Source organism: Nitrospirota bacterium (assembly GCA_040757335.1).
Classification (GTDB): domain Bacteria; phylum Nitrospirota; class Nitrospiria; order 2-01-FULL-66-17; family 2-01-FULL-66-17; genus JBFLXB01.
The window spans coordinates 38,830-58,229 of the sequence record JBFLXB010000009.1 but is presented as its reverse complement, the minus strand read 5'-3'; the positions used below and the strand labels follow the sequence as shown (position 1 = coordinate 58,229).

Here is a 19,400-nt window from a genome sequence, read left to right as displayed (position 1 = left end):
AGGAGGTTGCCATGCCCACGACTCAGAATGGTCAGACCAAGACCGGAACCGAGGTCGCGACGTTCGACCCGGTCGAACAGCTCAAGAAGGAAACGGCCATCACCGCGCGCGATTTCTACGCGGTCTATGACCGCCGGTGCGGCCGAAAGCTGATCCCGAGCGCGCGGGTCTACAACAACTGGGCCAAGGAGGCCGGAATCAAGACGCGGATCGTCGCGGCCGGGTGCGATACCGAGATGGCCTGGGCGCACGTCAAAGGCTGGATCGGCCCCGACGCGAACCCCGTCTTGCAGCGCGAGGCCAAGGTCACGATCGTCTGGCGGACCGAGTGCGAGGACCTGATCTGGAACGCGATCGCGCACAAGACCGACCGGGACGGCCAGGTCGTCAAAGCGGGCAAGCCCTACACGGTCGGCCCGGATGGGTTTCCCGTGCTGACCGAGCCCGCCGACCAGCTCGCGATCATCCAGCAGCTCTCCCGCATCAAGCGGTTCGGCGAGCGGACGGCCGTGACCAAGGCCGAGGCGATCGTGGAGAAGAAGCTGCTGGGGGTGGAGTACCGCGAGCCGGACGAAATCACGCACGAGCAGCGCGAGGCCCAGGCGGTGGCCGAGGCCAACGGCGAGACGCCCGCGGACGCTCAGGCCACAACCGGACAGCCGGCCGCACCGGCGAACGGCTCTGCGCCGGATCGTCAACGGGATCCGGTCACCCGCGCGTTGACCACGGTGGTGCAGGTCGGGGGCAAGCGCGCCAGGACCGCGGGGATCCAGGCCGCGCAGCTTGAGGCGATCTGGAGCTGGGCTGAGCGCCTCGGCAAGGGTCGCGTGGCCGCGGTGCTCAAAACCTTCGGGGTGGAGAAGTCGGTCGAACTGCGACAGGACGAGGCGGATCAGGTCCTGGCGCAGCTTAAGGACCTGGCAGTGCCTCCAGCGCCAACGGGAACGGACGCCACGACGGCGTAATTCGAAAGACGATCAGGGACTCCCACGGGCCAGCGACGAGTGCTGGCCCGTGGTGTTTCACGAGACGAGGCGTCGTCATTCGATGCAGCTCGTCATCACAGAGAAGGAGGAACGGACATGGAAACCGTGTCGGAGTTTGCCGCGTGGACGGGACGGGGACGGCTGGATCAGCTTGTCGGGGAGCTCGAGCGGCAGAAGAACGCCAGGATCGACTTCGTGGCGGATACGCGCAGTCTGGCGGTGGCGGCACGGGATGGGCAGCTCTCCCTCGTGCCCACCGAGCCCCATGCGATGGCATGGCTCCCCCAGCAGGGTCTGCCGATCCAGGATCTGGCGCTGGAACAGATGGGGAGCAAGGTGGTCCCGCCAGTCCCCGGGCGGTTCATGAAGGAGTTGGCGCACGAACGCCCGGTGCGTGCGGCCGAATTGCTCAACGGGCTGATGCAGGATGCCCCGGGACGGCGGTTCATCCGGTGCCTGGATGGCCACGTGCGCGCGGTGTTGTCGGACCGGTACCGCGTACTGGATCACTACGACATTGCGTTCGCGGCGCTTGATGCGGTGCGAGCAGCCGGTGGCGAAGTGATCGAGGCGAGTCTTTCGGACACGCGCATGAAGCTCAAGTTCACGACCCGCTCGATCTGGGACGCGATCGACGAGAGGAGAACGGGCGATCCAGGCTCCTGGTACTCGGGCGGCCTCGGCAATCAGGAGCACCTGCGGCGCGTCTCCGCACGGGTCGGCGGCGACCTGCCGGGCGGGCCGGGAACGGTCCATCCGCTGGTCACCGTGTCCAACAGCGAGACAGGGCACGGCGGCTTTGGCGTGCGCATCGGGCTCTTGCGCGCGATCTGCTTCAACCTGGCCACGGTGGAGGACGTGGTGGCCAAGGTACATCTCGGCGAGCGACTCGCGGTGGGGATCTTCACCGAGGAGACGGTGAGCCAGGAGTCGAAGCTCATTTACCTCAAGGCGCGCGATGCCATCAGAAGCGCGTTTCATCCCGAGACATTCGCCCGAATCGTCGCGATCGCGCGGCAGGCGCAGGATGACGCGGTCACCTCGCCGCACTCGGCCGTCCAGAACGTGGCCAAGGCGGTCGGCCTCGCCGAGGAGAAGCGCAACGCGCTCCTGGAGTACTTCCTTCGCGAGTACGACGCCACGCGCTACGGGATGGCGCAGGCGGTCGCGCGGTTGGCCCAGGATGAATCCGATCCGGATCAGGCCGGTGCGCTGGAGGACCTGGCAGGCACCATTCTCCGCAGCCGCGATCTCGCGCTGGTGTAGGTGCGGTGTGGATCTCACCGCGCTGGGTGAAGAGGTTGTGGATTCCCGCCAGGACGTGGTTCGGGCGCTGGGCCAAGCGCTTGATGCCGTCGACACGGCTGTTGAGAAAGCACGCGCGGCAGCCGATCACGCGTACCACGCGTATGGCGATCCGAATCCGGTCAGCGGCGAGCTCGAGGATCTTCTGGGCATGCTGCGTATCTGGTACGCCGCCGCGGCGATGCTCCTTGATGACGTTGAGGAGGAGCCATTGAGCGGGCACCCGTGCCAGATTCTCGATGCTGCTGGCCGAGACGTGAGGAGTCGTTGAGGGAACACGCCGCTAGGATGGCGGTAATCACGAGAGGGAGAGTTCGAATCTGGGAGGATGCTATGATCGAGACCTCTGAGATTCCATGGCCCCTGCTCGAGCAGGTCGTCGGGGGGGCGTATCGGGAGTTCATGTTTGTCGGAGAGGTGCAGGGCATTCTGCTCTTTAAGCACATCTGGACGCGTCGATACATCAACGTTGATCGGATTGGCGAGACATATCGGTACGCGGACGGTGGCTATGGGCGAATTCCCCGCGTTGAAGCGCTGCACCATGCCTTGAGCTGAAGAGCCGGCGATGAAGTGGACCCTTGTTGACCTGGAGCGGTTCGCGGCGCTGTTTCGCGGACGGCCCGACGCGTTCGGAGTCTTGCAGGCCGGGCGGATCTGCGCGGTTCGGCGCCGGCTCACGCTCGCCCAGTACCGGCTACACCTGGAGGGAAAGCTTCGCCTGGGCGTCTACCCGCTCTTGCATGATGGCCACACGCACTTTCTCGCGCTCGACTTCGATGGACCGCAGGCGGAAGGCGCGGAGGATGTGGTGGTCGAGCGCGCATCGCAGTATGGTCTGGCCCTGTGCCGGGAAATCAGTAAGAGCCGCGGCGGGCATCTGTGGCTGTTCTTTGCCGAATCGGTTCCGGCACGGGATGCCAGAGCGGTGGCGCTGACGCTGCTCGCCAAGGCTGGCGTGAAGGCCGAAATCTTTCCCAAGCAGGATGTCGTGCCGGCCAATGGCCTGGGCAATTTCATCTGGCTTCCGCTCTCGGGCGAATCGGTTCCGCTAGGGAAGACAGTGTTTGTGGATCCGGAGTCCCATCAACCATATGCCGATCAGTGGGACTACATTGACCGCATCCCAACCGTGCACCCGCGCGAAATTGCAGCTTTGGTCCGGCAGGCGCGTGCCTCTCGGGCCCACCCGGAGGCGAGAGACAGGGATGCCCGTGCGTACCACGGTGACCTCTTACCCTGCGCGCAGGCCATGATGCGGGGAGTTGGTGAAGGGTGCCGCGACGTCGTGGCGTTTCGTCTGGCGATCCACCTCAAAGCCAGTGGCCTCTCAAGGGAAAGGGCCGAACAGATCCTGCGCCGGTGGGATGCGAGAAGGAATCGGCCGCCGTTGGGGCTGCCGATAATCAGAGAGAAGGTCAGATCGGTGTATGAGAGAAACTACACGAGCTATGGGTGCGAGGATCCATTGATTCTGCCGTTCTGTCGGGAGGACTGCCCAGTCCGCCGTCGTAGAGCCGGAGCGGGATAAGAGAGGAAAGCGATGAGTCTGGAGCGGGTGAGTGAGATTCTCGAAGGCCTGCGCGGTTTTGCCTGCCCGCACTGCGGAGCGGGGCGTGATCCAGACACCGTCGGATTGGTGTGGGAGTCGATTGAACAGAACTGGCGGTGTCCGATCTGCGGGTATCGGGCGCGCGAACCCGAGAAACCGCAGTCTGGGGTAGATCAACAGAGCCTGCCAGACCCCGTCGGCCCCTGCGCGATAGGGGGAGTATCATGAACAACGGAGATTCGGGCTCGCTCGTCCATCATTGTCAAGACATCGCCGCCATTCCGTCGGGCGAGATTCCGGCACTGCTACTGCGTCTGGCGGCCACTCAGAGCGCGTTGGTCGCGCGGCTGTTGAACGACGCTCACAACAAAAGCGAATCACGTCCGCCGAAAGACCAGCTTCTGACCATTCCCGAGGTGGCAACACGGCTATCAGTTCCTGCTCCCTACGCATACGATCTCGCTCGAAGGAGCGTTCTGCCGACCGTCCGATTCGGAAAGTACGTTCGAATTCGTGCCTCGGATCTTGAGGTGTGGCTTAAGGACAACCAGAAGGGAGCAGAGCGAGTTCCTGGCCATACGACTTCGCATGGGTTGAGTCGTGTGGCGCCTAAGGCTCGACAGGCTCGCGGCCCCCGTATTGATTTGGCCGTCCGTCATCCTGTAAAACGGCGGCTCGCTGCGAGGGGAGCGACTCGGTCTCGCTCGCCGATCGAACGCCTCGTGCCGCTGCCTTCGATTCTAGAAGGCGGCGGTGAGAAAGAAGGGGGAACATGGCCTGCATCCGAAAACGACGGAAAAAGTGGATCGTCGACTACCGGGACAGCGCAGGAATCCGTCGGTGGGTGACCTGTAAGACGCGGCGAGAAGCAAAAGACGTTCTCTCGGACAAACTTCGTGAGGCGCGTCTGGGTGCCCTGCCGGCGTACGACCGCGACATCACGGTCGAGACCTACTCGAAATCGTGGCTCAAGCTTATCGCCCCGACGATTAAACCACGGACCCTGCTCAGTTACGAGCAGAATCTGCGCCTTCACATCCTTCCCAAGTTCGGTAGCCTCAAGCTTTGCCGGCTGACCCCAGCCCATCTGCGGGCATTTCTCGCCGAGAAGCTTTCCCTGAATCTTTCGAGGGCCACGGTGCGGATCATGTATGGCACCCTTCGTGCGATGTTGAACGCCGCCGTGGTCGACGGGGTGATTCTGGCCAATCCCACGGTCCGGATCGGTCGGCAGTTCCGCTTGAGCAAGCGGGCAAAAGAGCGCCAGGAAGAGATCAAGGCGATGACCCGTGAGCAGCTCGTCCGATTTCTCGCTGCAGCAGAGCTGGAAGAGCCGCGTTATGCGCCGCTGTTCCTAACGCTCGCGCGCGCGGGTCTCCGGCTCGGGGAGGCACGCGCCCTTCAGTGGGACGATCTCGACTTTGCCGCTCGCGAGTTGCGGATCACCAAGGGGATCTCGGCCGGAGAAATCGGGACGACGAAAACCGCAACCGGCCGGGTGGTCGATATGAGCCTGCAACTCAAGGAACGTCTCGATCGCCTCCTCATCGAGCGGCGGACAGAAAAGTTGAAGCGAGGATGGACGAAGATGCCGCCGTGGGTGTTCTGTTCAATTCACGGGACCGTCATGGACGAGGGGAACGTCAGACGCGCAATGCGTGCGGCGCTGAAGGCCGCCAAGTTGCCCGGGCACTTCACTCCGCACTGCCTGCGGCACACGTTCGCCTCATTACTCTTGCAGCAAGGCGAAAGCCCCGTCTACGTCATGGAGCAACTGGGCCACGCGTCGATCCGCCTTACCGTGGACACGTATGGGAAGTGGCTTCCGAAAGGCAACAAGGCGGCGGTCGATCGCTTGGATGACGCTGCTCCAGAACCAAGTGGTAGCAAACTGGTAGCAAATCGGCAAAAACCGCGCCGCCCCCAGACGGGGGCGGTGTCACAAGGTCTTGGTCTTACGAGGAATTTAAGTGGTGGAGGGTACCGGGATCGAACCGGTGACCTGCTGATTGCGAACCAGCCGCTCTCCCAACTGAGCTAACCCCCCACGTGTCAGCGGCCGAAGGATCATAGCAAAACTCGCACGTGCGCGCAACGCGCGAGGCCGATGAGTCCGCTATTCCGTCTTGGGGTGTCCTTCCGGGAGCCCGTACCGCTCGTCAACCCTGCCTGGAGGACCGACATCCTTGTGCGGGCTCAACTCGGCGCACTCCGCGGCTTTTTTGCCCAAGGCTTCCAGCCGTTCCTTCATCGGGATGTTGTTGTCGTGGGCGAGGCGAAAGTATTCGACTTGGCAGTAAAGGTATTGCTGGTCCACGCCCGCCAGCGCTTGGCGCACCACGGTCAACGCCTGGTCCAACGGAATCCGGCGATTCTTTTCCGGGCGGTAAAACCCGTCCAGTTGTTCGATCAGTTGCGCGTAGGTCACGTCGGCAAAGGCCGCGTTGCTCTCGCGCAGCGCGTCCAGCACGGGTTCGAACTGCTCGCGGGCTTCTTGGGGAAGTTGCGCGGCCGCTTCATCGGCGAGTTGTCCCCATCGCGTCGCTTGCTCCTCGCGTCCGGCCAGGTACCCGGCCACGTACCCGAACTTGAAGGACTCCGGCGCGGTGAGCCACCAGGCCCCGTCGCGAGGCTGCGCCCACGCCGGGTTAGCGAGGCTCAACAAGAGGATGGACGCGATGACGACCCGGATCAAGCCGCTTTACTTTTTGCGCGCAGGATACCCAAATAACGGTTCAGGATGTTTTCACGGGAGAGGAATGGAATCAGCGGCTGGTTGCGAATCCCCAAGCGTCTCAGCTCGCTGACCAGGCGAGGGTCGTCGCCGATCTGCAGGCCGTGTTGAAACGCGGTGATGGCCTGGGCTTTTCTGCGCATGGCGAGGAAGGCCTTCCCCAGGTTCCAGTAGAACTCGGCCCGGTTTCCGGCTTCGTCGACCGCGCGCTTACAGAGCGCCAACCCGCGCGGCGGGTCCTGGTGCAGCACGACCAGGCACAGACCGTAATACGACATCAAGGGGTACGGGAGTTCATGTCCGCTCTGCTCGGTGTAGCGAAACATGGCCTGACGAAGCGCGCGGAACGCCTCGTCGAAACGTCCCTCGCGGACGTACAGGATGCCGAGTTCCATGTAATCTTTCGGGCGCATTTCCTGGCTCATGGCGTCACGTCTCCCTGGGATGTCCCGTTGCGTGAACCGGCGGCGCGATCACGACGCGCCGCCCCACAATGCTCAACCGACCTTCGGCATAGAGTTGGAGGGCCTCCGGCAATAGGCGGTGTTCCTGGACGAGGATGCGATCGGCCAGCGAGGCCTCGGTGTCGTCGTCATGAACCGGAACCGCGGCTTGCAGGATGATCGCCCCGTCGTCAACGTGTTCGGTGACAAAGTGTACCGTGCACCCCGAGAGTTTGACACCGTATTCGACCGCCTGTCGTTGCGCGCGCATGCCGGGAAACGCGGGCAAGAGGGACGGGTGCACGTTGATGATCCGGTCTGGAAAGGTGTCGAGGAGCTCGCGCGTCACGATGCGCATGTACCCGGCCAGCACCAAGACCTCTACGCCGGCGCGGCGCAACTCTTCGGCGAGGTAGGCGTCGTGCGCCTCGCGAGTGGGGAACGCCTTGGGGTTGACGAACCGGGTCATGAGGCCCGCCGCGCGCGCGCGTTCGAGCGCCTGGGAATCTTCGCGATCGCTGATGACGATCGCCACCTTGGCGTCCAGGCGCCCGGCGGCGATGGCGTCGAGGATCGCTTGCAGATTGCTGCCGCGTCCCGACGCGAGCACGCCCATCATAAGGGTTCGATCAGGCATAGCGAACCCCCGGCGTTCCCGGCTCGATGGTCCCCACGATGACGGCCCGCTCCCCGAGCGCCTCGGCGTCGGCTCGAACGGATTCCGCCTCGTCGGCCGCGACCACCAGCAGGAGACCGATGCCCATGTTGAACGTGCGCAGCATTTCGTCGTCGGGAATAGCGCCCCGCGATTGAAGAAGCTGGAAGATCGGATGCGGTGTCCACGCTCCGCGGTCGATGCGCGCCGCGCACCCGTCGGGGAGGACTCGGGGAAGGTTCTCCGTGATCCCGCCGCCCGTGATGTGCGCGATGCCTTTCAAGGTGTGGTTCCGCATCAGGGCCAGGACCGTCTTCGCGTAAATCCGCGTGGGGGTCAGCAGGACGGATCCGAGAGGCTCGGCCAGTTCCGGGAGCCGGTCATCCACGGCCAGGCCTTCGACTTCGAAGAGCAACTTGCGCACGAGGGAATAACCGTTGCTGTGCAGCCCGCTCGACGCCAGCCCCACCACCACGTCGCCTGGAACGATGGTGCGGCCGTCGATGAGACGCGCCCGGTCAACCACGCCGACCGCGAATCCCGCGAGATCGTAGTCGCCTTCGGCGTACATCGACGGCATCTCGGCGGTCTCGCCGCCAATGAGCGCACACCGGGCTTGCCGACAGCCCTCGGCGATGCCGCCCACGACTTCGGCGGCTTGCTCGGGGTCGAGCTTGCCGGTGGCGAAATAGTCCAAGAAAAACAACGGCTCGGCGCCGCAGACCATGACGTCGTTGACGCACATGGCCACCAGGTCGATGCCGATGGTGTCGTGGCGGCGCATGAGGTGTGCGATTTTGAGCTTGGTGCCTACGCCGTCGGTTCCGGACACCAACACCGGTTCGCGATAGCGGCTGGTGTCGAGTTGGAACAACCCCGCGAATCCACCGAGATCGGTGAGGACCTCGGGCCGGAGCGTGGTCTTCACAAGGGGTTTGATGAGTTCGACGACTCGGTTGCCGGCGTCAATGTCCACGCCAGCGCTGCGGTAGGTCTGCTTGGTCACGAGTGGGGGCCCGCCCTGCGCAGGAGGCATGATACAAGAACATCCCCAAAAGATCAATTTGTGCAAATGGCGTTCTGACGCCATTTGCGAGGCGCTACCCACGGGTGGTTTGGTCGGCCGAAAATCGACCATAGGGTTGGGGTGAGGGGGCGGCGCGCCCGCGCTCCAACTGGATTGACACTTTGGGGGGTTGTCTTTAAGATCGGCTGCCTATGCGCCTTGACCACCGGACCGTGTTCATCACGGGGGGAGCCAAGCGGATCGGCAGTCACCTGGCGCGGGCCCTGGCTCAGCGCGGCGCGAACCTGGTCATCAACTACCGGTACTCGAACGCCGATGCCCAAGCGGTTGTCCGCGAGTTACAGAAGATCGGGGTCGACGCGTTGGCGGTGCCTGGCGACGTGTCCAACGCCGCGGACGTGCAGCGCATGATTGCGGGCGCGCTGGAACGCTTCGGGCGGATCGATGTCTTGATCAACAATGCCGCGGTGTATTTCAAAACCCCGTTCGCGCACCTCACGGAAAGCGAATGGGACCTCACCATGGACATCAACCTCAAGGGGAGCTTCCTGTGCGCCAAGGCGGTGGCGGAGCACATGCGAAGCCGTGGGGAGGGGAAAATCATCAACTTTGCGGACTGGGCGGGGATGCGGCCATACCCGGAATACCTTCCCTATTGCGTCTCGAAGGCCGGTGTCATCGCGCTCACCCAAGCGCTCGCCCAGGAGCTCGCGCCGGCGGTGCAGGTCAACTGCATCGCGCCGGGCCCCATCCTGTTACCCGAGGAGATGGAAGAGGATGAACGAGAGCGGGTGGTTCGCGCCACGCCGCTCAAGCGAATCGGCTCGCCGGAGGACATCGTGCAAACCGTACTCTTTCTGATCGAAGGCACCGACTTTGCGACCGGCGGAACGTATCTGGTCGACGGCGGTCGCTACATCGCCTCATAGGGCGACGCCTGTCCATGAGCGGCCATCTGCGGCGTTGCTTCGCCATCCGCAAGGAGGGAGATTCCCAGTCGCTCCTCTGGAGCGATGCGGATTGTCGCTGCGCATCTGAACCAGGGTCTTCGCCGTGTATCAAGTGACCAAGCGCCTCACCTTCTGTTACGGACATCGGTTGATGGACTATGACGGCAAATGCCGCGTGCCGCACGGCCATAATGGGGTCGTGGAGATCGAGCTGGAGGCCGAGCAGCTCGACCATCGGGGGATGGTGTATGACTTCAGCGAGATCAAGGCCGCGGTGCAGACCTGGCTCGACCGCGAGCTCGATCATCGCATGCTGCTCAGGAAAGACGATCCCCTCGTGGACGTGTTGCAGCGCATGGGGGAGCCTATCGTCGTGATGGACGACAATCCGACCGCGGAGGCCATTGCGCGGCTGATCTATGACTTCGCGGAGGCCCGCGGCTTTCCCCTGCGGCAGATCCGGTTGTGGGAAACCGAGACGTCGTACGCGACGTACCAGCGGCCTCGCTCGGGCGGTCCCGGGTAAGGGAAACCGCGGGATCGGGGAGAGGTCGATGGCGCGGCGCGGCGGCGGGGCCGGGGTACTCGCGAGTGGAGGGGTGGAGAGCGCCGCGCTGTTGGTGTGGGCGCTGGAGCGGTATCGCTCCGCGACGCCGCTGTATGTCCGCGCCGGCCTCCGATGGGAAGCCGCTGAACTGCGTTGGTTGCGTCAGTTCGTCGCGCGGATCGGCGACCCGCGGCTGGTCCGACCGGTGGTATTGGATCTCCCGGTGCGTGACGTGTACGGCGCGCACTGGAGCCTGACCGGCCGGGCGGTGCCCGATGCGCGTAGCCCAGATGCCGCCGTGTATTTGCCGGGCCGAAACCTCTTCCTGTTGAGCAAGGCGGCGGTCTACGCGGCGCTGCACGGTCTGGATGCCGTGACCATCGGTCCCCTGAAAGACAACCCCTTCCCGGACGCGACCCCCGCCTTCTTCGACGCGATGGGGCAGGCGATCCGCCTGGGCCTCGAGAGTTCGATCAAGATCGAGACGCCGTTCCGGCACCTCCACAAAGCCGACCTGATCGCGCAACACCGCCACCTGCCGTGGGGCCTCACATTCTCGTGTATTCGTCCCGTGCGCGGTCGGCATTGCGGGCGCTGCAACAAGTGCGCGGAACGCCGACAGGCGTTCGTGGTGGCCGGCGTCAAAGATCCCACCCGGTATACGCGTGGGTAGTGGCGGTTACGTGCTGGGTCTCAGCCGATCGAGCGCGTGTCTCGCGGCCTGCTGTTCGGCTTCCTTCTTGCTCCGCCCCGTTCCCACCCCGTAGACCTCTCCGCGGATCAACAGCTCTACGTCGAATTGTTTGAGGTGGTCGGGGCCCGACTCGCGCAGCACCCGGTACACGGGCAGCACCGAGAAGTCTCGCTGGCAAATCTCCTGGAGTTCGGTCTTGTGGTCCGCGACTTCAGGTCGCGACAGGTTCTCGAACAGGTCGGAAAACGCGGTGAGCACCACCTGACGCGCGGCAACGAGTCCGCCGTCCAGGTACACGGCGGCAATCACGGCTTCGAAGGCATCGGCCAACAGTGAGGCTTTGTCGCGACCCCCGGTCAGTTCCTCCCCGCGGCCCAGGACCAACGCGCTCCCGAGATCGAGCCGACGGGCGACGTGGCTCAGCGCCGCTTCGCTCACTGTTTTAGCCTTGAGCTTGGAGAGTTCGCCCTCCGGAGCGTTCGGAAACTGCGACAAGAAGCGTTCGCTGATCACGAGGTCGAGCACCGCGTCCCCCAGAAACTCCAGCCGTTCGTTGTCTTCCCGGGAGGGATCCGGCGATTCGTTGAGGTAGGACTTGTGGGTCAGCGCCGCTTCGAGCAAACGCGGCGTGCGAAAACGGTAGCCGAGGCGCTCGGCCAACTGGTCGATGGGTGCTGGCTCGGACATCGGGTCAAACTGGGTGGAACTTGCGATTGCGCTTGCGCTAGTCGGTGAAGCGGCGGAAAACCAAGCACGCGTTGACGCCCCCGAAACCGAACGAGTTGGACATGGCCACGTCCACGCGCGCGCGGCGAGCCGTGTTGGGCACGTAGTCCAGGTCGCACGCGGGATCGGGGTCGGCCAGGTTGATGGTCGGGGGCAACATCTCGCGTTGGATCGCCAAGATCGAGAAGATGGCTTCGATGCCTCCGGCCGCGCCCAACAGATGGCCGGTCATGGATTTGGTGGAACTGACCGCGATGTCGGTGGTGGCGCCGAACACGGTCTTGATGGCCCGCGTTTCGATCGCGTCCGCCATGGTCGAGGTGGCGTGGGCGTTGATGTATCCGACCTCTCCGGGTTTGGTGCCCGAGTCGGCCAGGGCGGCGCGCATGCACCGCACCGCGCCTTCGCCGTCATCGGGTGGTGCCGTGATGTGGTAGGCGTCCGCCGAGGCGCCGTAGCCGACGATTTCCGCATAGATTCTGGCGTCGCGCCGGCGGGCGGACTCCAGCGATTCGAGCACCACGACGCCTGCGCCTTCGCCGATGACGAACCCGTCCCGGTCTCGGTCGAACGGTCTCGACGCGCGGGCGGGATCATCGTTGCGGGTGGAGAGCGCGCGCGAGGCCGCGAAGCCCGCCACGCTGAGCGGGGTGATCGCCGCCTCGGTGCCCCCCGCGATCATCACGTCCGCGTCCCCGCGCTGTACCAGCCGGAACGCGTCGCCGATGCAGTGGTTGCCGGTCGCGCAGGCGGTGACAGCCGCGGAGTTGGGACCCTTGGCGCCGAGCTGGATCGCCAGTTGGCCCGACGCCATGTTGATGATCGTCATCGGGATGAAGAACGGGGTGATTCTCCTGGGCCCTTTCTCCTTCAGGACGGTGTGCCACTCTTCGATGGCCTGCAGTCCCCCGATGCCCGACCCGATGTACACGCCCACCCGCTCGGGACCGACCGCCTCCATCCGCACCCCCGCATCGGCGAACGCCATTTGGCCGGCTGCGCAGGCGTAGTGGATGAACGTGTCCATCTTCTTCACGTCTTTCTTGTCGATCCGGTCGATCAGGCGGGCGGGGTCAAAGCCTTTGACTTCACCCGCGATGGTGACCGGGAAATCGGTCGTGTCGAACCGGGTGATGGGCCCGATACCCGAACGACCCGCGCAGAGCGCGGCCCACGTCTCTTCGACGGTCAAGCCCAAGGGCGTGACCAGGCCCAAACCCGTTACGACAACTCGGCGCGTCATCGCGGGACCTTCAGGGGACAGGAACTGACGGACAATTCGTTATAGCTTTTCGTTGATGTAGTCGACGGCTTGCTGGACGGTCAGGATTTTCTCGGCATCCTCATCGGGAATCTCGATTCCGAACTCCTCTTCGAACGCCATGACCAGCTCGACGGTGTCAAGCGAGTCGGCGCCGAGATCCTCGACGAAGTTGGCCTCGGGCGTGACGTCCTCTTCGTCGACCCCCAGTTGCTCGGTGATGATTTTTTTTACGCGATCCTCCGCACCCATACTCTCTCGCACCTCCTGTTCTGTTCTCTCGTGTTGCGTGTATCGGTGACCGACGGTCCGACGCCTGCGGGCCGTCAGGGACGGGCTATCCCATCCACATCCCACCGTTGACGTGGACGACCTGCCCCGTGATGTACGATGCCGCGTCGGACGCGAGGAACACGACGGCCTGCGCCACGTCTTCCGGACCGCCAAGCCGACCCAACGGGATCTGTTCGCGCAGGCGCGTCTGAACGTCGTCCGGGAGTTGGTCGGTCATCGCGGTCTTGATGAAGCCGGGCGCGACCGCGTTGGCGGTGACGCCGCGGTTCGCATACTCGCGTGCAACGCTCTTGGTGAAACCGATGATGGCCGCCTTCGAGGCGGCGTAGTTGGTCTGCCCGGCGTTGCCCATGACGCCGACCACGGACGCGATGCTGATGATGCGGCCGCGCCGCTGCTTGATCATGACCCCTAGGGCGGCTTTGGTGCAGTAAAAGGTCCCTTTCAGGTTGACGTCCAAGACGCGATCCCAGTCCTCGTCCTTCATCCGGATGAGCAGCCCGTCGCGGGTGATGCCCGCGTTGTTGACCAACACGTCGAGCCGGCCGAATTCAGCCACCACACGCTCAACCCCCGCGGCGACCTCCGCGCTGCGCGCGACGTTCATGGCCAGGCCCAGCGTCCGAGCGCCCAGGGTTTTGGCGGCCGTTTGGGCCTTGTCGGCCTCCACGTCGGCGACCACCACGGAGGCCCCGCACGCGGCCAGTTGTTGGGCGATGGACCAGCCGATGCCCTGGGCGGCGCCGGTGACCAGCGCCACGCGGTCGGCCAGGCTCGCGGCGCCGAACGCTCCCGCGGCTGGCGCCGAGTCGCTCACGAAGACGCTCCCACCTCGACGCGCTCGATCGCAGCCCACACGCCTTCGACCGCGTCCGGCGAGTCGGCTTGCAGCGTGCGGGCGGATCGCTCGATTTTTTTCACGAGTCCCGACAGCACGCGTCCAGGACCGACTTCGATAAACGTGGTCACTCCCTGCGCGAGCATGAACCGGATCGAATCCTCCCACAGCAGGGGAGAGGAGAGTTGGCGGACCAGGGCCGGGACCACGGCATCGCGCGACGCGAGGGGCCTGGCGTCGACGTTGGCGACGACCGGGACGGCGGGCGCGGTCCACGCGGCTTGTCGCAAATCCAACTCCAGCCGCTTGGCCGCCTCGCGCATCAGCCGGCAATGCGAAGGGACGCTGACCGGCAGCGGGACCACGCGTTTGGCGCCCGCAGCGACCGCAAGTTCCGCCGCTCGCTCCACCGCCCGGCGTTCACCGGCCAGCACGATCTGACCGGGCGCGTTGAAATTGGCCGGTTCCACCACGCCCGACGCCGAAGCGTCCCGGCAGACCGATGCCACCGCTTCGCGATCGAGACCGAGCACCGCGGTCATTGCTCCGGCTCCTTCCGGCACCGCCTCTTGCATATAGCGCCCTCGTTGATGCACCAACCGGACGGCCTGCGAGAAGGGCACCGCACCCGCGCACACCAGAGCAGTATATTCGCCCAGACTGTGCCCCGCGGCGAATGCCGGAGCCATGGGCTTTCGCGCCAACACGCGCCAGGCCGCCACGCTCGCGGTGAGCAGCGCGGGTTGCGTGACTGCCGTGCGGTTGAGCTCGGCCTCGGGGCCCTCGAACGAGATCCGGGCCACGTCCCAACCCAGCGCCTGGGCGGCCTCGGCGTATGTGACTTTGGCTTCGGGGAAGTGCTCGTACAAGGCCTTCCCCATCCCGACGCTTTGGGAACCTTGGCCGGGAAACAGCCACGCGATCTTTGGGAGAGCGGTCACGGTCGGATCAGTCGTCCATGGGAAAACGGTGGCCTGATATTGCTGAAAACCTCTCCGGTTGTCAAGCGCGTAGATCGCGGGTTTACCACCGCACGATCGCCGACCCCCACGTCAGTCCCGCGCCGAACGCGGCGAACAACAATGCCTGATCGGGGGAGACGCGACCCGCGCGAACCAGTTCATCGAGCGCGATGGGAATCGACGCGGCCGAGGTATTCCCCACGCGGTCGAGGTTCATCACCACCCGTTCGGTCGGCAGGCCCAGCCGGGCGCCGACCGCTTGGATGATCCGGCGGTTGGCTTGGTGCGGAATGAACCATTGGATGTCGGCGATCGACAGGCCGTTGGCTTTCAGCGCTTCCCACGCGGTCTCTTCGAGGGTTCGAACCGCGACCTTGAAGGTCTCGCTGCCCTTCATGCGCAAGAACTGCAGGCGCCGGACCAACGTATCCTCCGACGGCGGATGGCGCGATCCGCCACCCGGGACGTGGATGAAGTCCCACAACGAGCCGTCGGCGTGAATGTGGGTGGAGAGGATCCCGCGGTCCCCCTGCTCCCCGCGCAGCACTGCGGCGCCCGCGCCGTCGCCGAACAGGATACACGTCGTCCGGTCGGTCCAGTCCACGACGCGCGAGAGCACCTCGGCGCCGATGACGAGGATCGTGCGCGCGGCACCTGACCGCACGTATTGGTCCGCCACCGACAGCCCGTAAAGGAAACCGGTGCACGCGGCCGACAGGTCGAACGCAAAGGCGTGGGTCGCACCCAGGCGGGTCTGGACCAGACAGGCGGTGGCGGGAAACAACATGTCGGGGGTCGCGGTCGCGACCAGGATCACGTCGACATCCGCCGCACGCACGCCGGCCGCCTCCAGCGCGCGCCGAGCCGCGACCACGGACAAATCCGAGGTGGCCTCGGAGGGCGCGGCGATCCGCCGCTCTCTGATCCCGGTCCGCTCGACGATCCATTGGTCCGACGTCTCCACCATTTGCTCGATCTCCGCGTTCGTGAGGACGCGTTCCGGGAGGTACGAGCCGGTGCCGATGATCCGGGAGCGCAACATGCGGGTCAGTCCTTGCTGCCCAGGTGACGTTCGATATCGTCTCGGATGTGACGGTTGACGTGACCGGCGACAAAATCCCTCGCCACGTGGATGGCGTTCTTGATCGCTTTGGGCGAGGATCGACCGTGGCAGATGATCGACGCCCCATTGATGCCCAACAACGGGGCGCCGCCGTATTCCGCGTAGTCCACGCGGCGCTTGAATCGGCGGAATGCGGGCCGCAAGAGCGCAAAGCCCAGTCGCCCGAACGCGGACTCCGTAATTTCGCGACGCAGCACCTGCATGATCGCTTCGGCGAGGCCCTCGCTGATCTTCAACGCCACGTTGCCGATGAATCCGTCGCAAACGATCACGTCCGCGTTTCCGGAATAGACGTCCCGGCCCTCCACGTTGCCGATGAAATTGACCTGGGTTTGTTTGAGCAGCTTGAAGGTCTCCTTGGTCAACTCGTTGCCTTTGGTGTCCTCCTCCCCGATGCTCAACAAGCCGACCCGTGGGCTGGGGATATTGAGCATGCGCTGCGCATAGACGTGACCCATGATCGCGAACTGGACCAGGTGTTGCGGTTTGGAATCGACGTTGGCACCCACGTCCAGGAGGACCGCCGCACCCTTGAGCGTCGGCAGGATGGTCGCGATGGCGGGGCGCTCCACGCCTTGTAGGGTGCCCAACAGAAAAAAGGCCGTGGCCATGGATGCGCCGGTATGCCCCGCGCTCACCACCGCATCGGCCTCACCGGCCTTCACCAGTTCCGTGGCACGCCAGATCGACGAGTCTCTGCGCCGCCGGATCACCGACGACGGGCTCTCGTCCATGCCCACCACGGTTGGGGCGTGGACGGTGCGAATCCTCGTCGAGGGCGGATGTTTGGCGAGTTCGGCGCGGATGCGCGCCTCGTCGCCGACCAAGATCAATCGCGTGTGTGCGTCGGCGTCCGCCAGGACAGCGCCTTCAACCACGGCGGAAGGCCCCGCGTCGCCGCCCATGGCATCCACGGCGATCGTCGTCATGTTCGACGACTCTGGCGTTGGTGAGTGTGGGCTCAGCGGCTGGCCGGTCGCGTCGACGGTTCCGGGCGACGTGCTTGAGGCCACGTCGTGCGGGTGGGGTTAGACCTCTTTAACGGGAATGACGTCGCGCCCGCGATACGTCCCGCAGGAGCGGCATACCCGGTGAGGGAGTTTCGGTTCCCGGCACTGGGGGCACAGGCTGAGGGCCGGCGTCGCCAACGCGTGATGCGCACGACGCTTGTCTCGTCGCGCGCGTGATATCTTGTGTTTAGGGTTCGCCATGTGATGGTCCTTCGAGTATCCTTCGCGTCCCGCTCGTCACGGGGTTGTGGTTGTGAAAACGTCTCGATCCGGCGCTTCAGCCCTGCATCCGCCGCCGAACGTTCCGAAGCGCCTCCAATCGTGGATCGACCGACGGGGAGTCCTCGCAGCCGCACGGCCCGTCGTTCAAGTTCTTGCGGCATCGCGGGCACAAGCCCAAACAGCCATCGCGGCAGAGCACCCGCATCGGAACCTGCAAGAGCAGTTGCTCCCGGACCAGATCGTCGAGGTTCAGCACGGGGCCTGACACGAACGTGACGTCCAGATCGCCGCGGTCCAACGCGTTTCGTTCGCCCGCCGCGCCTCGCGGTGCGAGCGGCACCAGATCCACGGCGCACGGCGCGCGTACCGTCAGCGTGACGGGCGCGAGGCAGCGGCCGCACTCGACCTCGACCTGCCCGTGTACTTCGCCCTCGACGAAAAAGCGATCCCCTTGGGGCGTGATCCGGAGCGAGACCGGGACCGAGTCGAGAAGGCGCACCCCCTCGCCCAATGGTTCGAGCAGGGCACGGTCGTGCCGATACTCGAGCACCAAACCCTCTGCCGGGATATCAGAGAACCGGATCGGCGCGGAGATCATAGCCGTCAACAGCGGGCTCGACTATATGCAATCCCTCACAACCTTGTCAAGCGACGAGCGGTGGAGACCGCGGGCCTCGCTCGCTAGATCCCCTCCCGCTGAATCAGGACGAGTTCCTGTTCCACCGCGCGCTTGGTCTCGGGATCGGCGTCCGGAGCCTTGAGAAATCGTTGGTAGGCGGCGGCCGCCCGTCCCGGCATCAGTGACAAGCGGAAGTGTCGACCGAGGTGCAGCGCCTCGCGGGTCGAGTCGCCGACCGCGGCGTAGGAGCTGGCGAGGCGCAGATGCGTGGTGGGGTCGTACGGGTCGTTGGACGCCGCGGTCAGAAACTCCCTGATCGCCTCCTGATGGTCGCCCGCGTCTTGCGCGAGGATGCCCAAGGTGACGCTCGGCTCGGCGAGGTGAGGATCGTCCTGTTGTGCGCGGCGGGCTTCGGCGCGGGCTTCATCGCGCCGCTGGTCGCTCAGGAGGGCCCAGGCCAGGTCGGCGCGAGCGGCCGCGTGGCGGGGCTCGACGGCGAGCACCGCGCGAAATTCCTCGATGGCCGCGGCGATGCGCTGGTTCTTCAAATGGTTGATCCCGCGGAGATAGCGGTCGCGTGGCGACGGGTTGGGACCTTCGGGGACGGCTCCCAGGCTCGCCCGGAGGCGACCCCAGTCGACCGACCCGGATTCCACGCCGCGCGGGGGGGTCGCCTGGATCATGGTTTCCACCACCCCCAGGCGCTCCGACACGCCCGGGTGCGTCGTGAAATACGCGGGCACCGAGGGCGGGTTGAAGCGCTCGTAAACCTCCAAGGTTCTGAAGAAACGCGCGAGGCCCGACGGATCGTAGTGAGCCTTGCGTAAGAAACTCACGGCGGCGGCGTCCGCCTCGGCTTCGTGCTCGCGGCTGTAGGCCAACTGCAGGTGATAGCTCGCACCGCTTCCAAACGCCAGGGCCGCCGGGTTGCCGCGGCTGAGCAGCAGCGCGGCCACCGTTGCGAGGTTCATCGCGAGGATTTGGTTGCGATCTTGGAAGAAATGGTTGTACGAGACGTGGCCGAGCTCGTGAGCGAGGACGCCGGCGAGTTCTTCGTCATCGGACAGCTTGGACAGCAGGCCCGTAAACACGAAAATATAGCCGCCCGGGATGGCAAACGCATTCGGCTGCGGTTCGTCGATGACGAAAAAGTGAATCGCTGCAGGGTCGGCCCCGATCGCGGTGACCAGGCGCATTCCCGTCTGTTGCACCGGTCCCGTGACGTCCGAGTCCACGATAAAGCGGTAGGTATGCAGCGCCTCTGCGAGGAACGCCCGACCGTAGGCCTTTGACGGAGGTCCGGAATCGGGATCGGCCGGCGGAGGGCGTTGCGCGGGGGCGCCAACACATCCCGCCAGCGCGATCGCGGTCACACACGCGACCGCGCGGCTGCGCCAACGGGGTTGATCACGCACCCCGGTAGCCTACCAAAACCAACTCGCCTGCGCCAGG

The 19,400-nt window shown here is 65.0% G+C and carries 23 protein-coding genes, 1 tRNA gene and 1 pseudogene; 10 read left to right on the top strand and 15 right to left on the bottom strand.

Going from position 1 to position 19,400, the window contains the following annotated elements:
• Positions 1-11 precede the first annotated feature (11 nt).
• The 7 genes and pseudogenes from AB1451_06895 (at position 12) to AB1451_06865 (ending at position 5,644) form a co-directional block, all read left to right on the top strand.
• The gene (locus tag AB1451_06895; protein MEW6682635.1) at positions 12-965 is read left to right on the top strand and encodes a hypothetical protein; all 954 of its coding nucleotides are present in this window, start codon (positions 12-14) and stop codon (positions 963-965) included.
• A 117-nt stretch (positions 966-1,082) separates the two neighbouring features.
• The gene (locus tag AB1451_06890; GenBank protein MEW6682634.1) at positions 1,083-2,252 is read left to right on the top strand and encodes a hypothetical protein; all 1,170 of its coding nucleotides are present in this window, start codon (positions 1,083-1,085) and stop codon (positions 2,250-2,252) included.
• Positions 2,253-2,259: 7 nt separating this feature from the next.
• Positions 2,260-2,562 carry a hypothetical protein gene (locus AB1451_06885; protein ID MEW6682633.1) on the top strand — a complete coding sequence of 101 codons (303 nt, stop codon included), beginning with the start codon at positions 2,260-2,262 and terminating at the stop codon, positions 2,560-2,562.
• Positions 2,563-2,624: 62 nt separating this feature from the next.
• A complete protein-coding gene (locus AB1451_06880) occupies positions 2,625-2,849 on the top strand; it encodes a hypothetical protein (GenBank protein ID MEW6682632.1) in 225 nt (74 codons plus the stop codon).
• A 10-nt stretch (positions 2,850-2,859) separates the two neighbouring features.
• Positions 2,860-3,822, top strand: a complete 963-nt coding sequence (locus AB1451_06875; protein ID MEW6682631.1) for a primase C-terminal domain-containing protein — start codon at positions 2,860-2,862, stop codon at positions 3,820-3,822.
• A 245-nt stretch (positions 3,823-4,067) separates the two neighbouring features.
• Positions 4,068-4,691: a helix-turn-helix domain-containing protein gene (locus AB1451_06870; GenBank protein MEW6682630.1), complete on the top strand. Its 624-nt coding sequence runs from the start codon at positions 4,068-4,070 to the stop codon at positions 4,689-4,691.
• Positions 4,616-5,644 (top strand): annotated as a pseudogene (locus tag AB1451_06865) (site-specific integrase). Before AB1451_06870 ends, AB1451_06865 begins: the two are co-directional and overlap by 76 nt.
• Positions 5,645-5,814: 170 nt before the next feature.
• On the opposite strand, the gene AB1451_06860 reads toward AB1451_06865, so the two are convergent.
• The 5 genes from AB1451_06860 to purM all read right to left on the bottom strand — a co-directional run bounded on the left by AB1451_06860 (position 5,815) and on the right by purM (position 8,711).
• A tRNA-Ala gene (locus AB1451_06860) sits at positions 5,815-5,890 on the bottom strand.
• A gap of 69 nt (positions 5,891-5,959) precedes the next feature.
• Entirely contained in the window at positions 5,960-6,538 is a 579-nt protein-coding gene (locus AB1451_06855; GenBank protein MEW6682629.1) for a hypothetical protein, read from the bottom strand.
• Positions 6,535-7,002 carry a tetratricopeptide repeat protein gene (locus AB1451_06850; protein ID MEW6682628.1) on the bottom strand — a complete coding sequence of 156 codons (468 nt, stop codon included), beginning with the start codon at positions 7,000-7,002 and terminating at the stop codon, positions 6,535-6,537. Before AB1451_06850 ends, AB1451_06855 begins: the two co-directional genes overlap by 4 nt.
• A 4-nt stretch (positions 7,003-7,006) precedes the next feature.
• Positions 7,007-7,657: a phosphoribosylglycinamide formyltransferase gene (purN, locus tag AB1451_06845; protein MEW6682627.1), complete on the bottom strand. Its 651-nt coding sequence runs from the start codon at positions 7,655-7,657 to the stop codon at positions 7,007-7,009.
• On the bottom strand, positions 7,650-8,711 hold the full coding sequence (purM, locus tag AB1451_06840) for a phosphoribosylformylglycinamidine cyclo-ligase (protein ID MEW6682626.1): 1,062 nt from the start codon (positions 8,709-8,711) through the stop codon (positions 7,650-7,652). Before purM ends, purN begins: the two co-directional genes overlap by 8 nt.
• 182 nt (positions 8,712-8,893) lie before the next feature.
• Here purM and AB1451_06835 point away from each other — a divergent pair, with 182 nt between their 5' ends.
• From AB1451_06835 to AB1451_06825, 3 genes are all read left to right on the top strand, one after another.
• Complete coding sequence (locus AB1451_06835; GenBank protein MEW6682625.1) at positions 8,894-9,631, top strand: SDR family oxidoreductase; 738 nt, start codon at positions 8,894-8,896, stop codon at positions 9,629-9,631.
• Between the two features lie 124 nt (positions 9,632-9,755).
• The gene (locus tag AB1451_06830; GenBank protein ID MEW6682624.1) at positions 9,756-10,178 is read left to right on the top strand and encodes a 6-carboxytetrahydropterin synthase; all 423 of its coding nucleotides are present in this window, start codon (positions 9,756-9,758) and stop codon (positions 10,176-10,178) included.
• Positions 10,179-10,206: 28 nt separating this feature from the next.
• Positions 10,207-10,872 (top strand): 7-cyano-7-deazaguanine synthase, encoded by a 666-nt coding sequence (locus tag AB1451_06825; GenBank protein ID MEW6682623.1) that lies wholly within the window; start codon positions 10,207-10,209, stop codon positions 10,870-10,872.
• Positions 10,873-10,878: 6 nt separating this feature from the next.
• On the opposite strand, the gene rnc is transcribed toward AB1451_06825, so the two are convergent.
• From rnc to AB1451_06775, 10 genes are all read right to left on the bottom strand, one after another.
• Positions 10,879-11,580 carry a ribonuclease III gene (rnc, locus tag AB1451_06820; protein MEW6682622.1) on the bottom strand — a complete coding sequence of 234 codons (702 nt, stop codon included), beginning with the start codon at positions 11,578-11,580 and terminating at the stop codon, positions 10,879-10,881.
• 37 nt (positions 11,581-11,617) lie between these two features.
• Entirely contained in the window at positions 11,618-12,862 is a 1,245-nt protein-coding gene (gene fabF / locus AB1451_06815) for a beta-ketoacyl-ACP synthase II (GenBank protein ID MEW6682621.1), read from the bottom strand.
• A 39-nt stretch (positions 12,863-12,901) separates the two neighbouring features.
• Positions 12,902-13,132: an acyl carrier protein gene (gene acpP, locus AB1451_06810; protein ID MEW6682620.1), complete on the bottom strand. Its 231-nt coding sequence runs from the start codon at positions 13,130-13,132 to the stop codon at positions 12,902-12,904.
• Between the two features lie 85 nt (positions 13,133-13,217).
• The gene (gene fabG / locus AB1451_06805; protein MEW6682619.1) at positions 13,218-13,991 is read right to left on the bottom strand and encodes a 3-oxoacyl-[acyl-carrier-protein] reductase; all 774 of its coding nucleotides are present in this window, start codon (positions 13,989-13,991) and stop codon (positions 13,218-13,220) included.
• The gene (fabD, locus tag AB1451_06800) at positions 13,988-14,953 is read right to left on the bottom strand and encodes an ACP S-malonyltransferase (GenBank protein ID MEW6682618.1); all 966 of its coding nucleotides are present in this window, start codon (positions 14,951-14,953) and stop codon (positions 13,988-13,990) included. Before fabD ends, fabG begins: the two co-directional genes overlap by 4 nt.
• 82 nt (positions 14,954-15,035) lie before the next feature.
• Entirely contained in the window at positions 15,036-16,016 is a 981-nt protein-coding gene (locus AB1451_06795; GenBank protein ID MEW6682617.1) for a beta-ketoacyl-ACP synthase III, read from the bottom strand.
• A gap of 5 nt (positions 16,017-16,021) precedes the next feature.
• Positions 16,022-17,026: a phosphate acyltransferase PlsX gene (plsX, locus tag AB1451_06790; GenBank protein MEW6682616.1), complete on the bottom strand. Its 1,005-nt coding sequence runs from the start codon at positions 17,024-17,026 to the stop codon at positions 16,022-16,024.
• A 99-nt stretch (positions 17,027-17,125) separates the two neighbouring features.
• The gene (rpmF, locus tag AB1451_06785) at positions 17,126-17,308 is read right to left on the bottom strand and encodes a 50S ribosomal protein L32 (protein ID MEW6682615.1); all 183 of its coding nucleotides are present in this window, start codon (positions 17,306-17,308) and stop codon (positions 17,126-17,128) included.
• Positions 17,309-17,384: 76 nt separating this feature from the next.
• On the bottom strand, positions 17,385-17,927 hold the full coding sequence (locus AB1451_06780) for a DUF177 domain-containing protein (GenBank protein ID MEW6682614.1): 543 nt from the start codon (positions 17,925-17,927) through the stop codon (positions 17,385-17,387).
• Between the two features lie 83 nt (positions 17,928-18,010).
• Positions 18,011-19,363, bottom strand: a complete 1,353-nt coding sequence (locus tag AB1451_06775; GenBank protein ID MEW6682613.1) for a M48 family metalloprotease — start codon at positions 19,361-19,363, stop codon at positions 18,011-18,013.
• Positions 19,364-19,400: the final 37 nt, after the last annotated feature.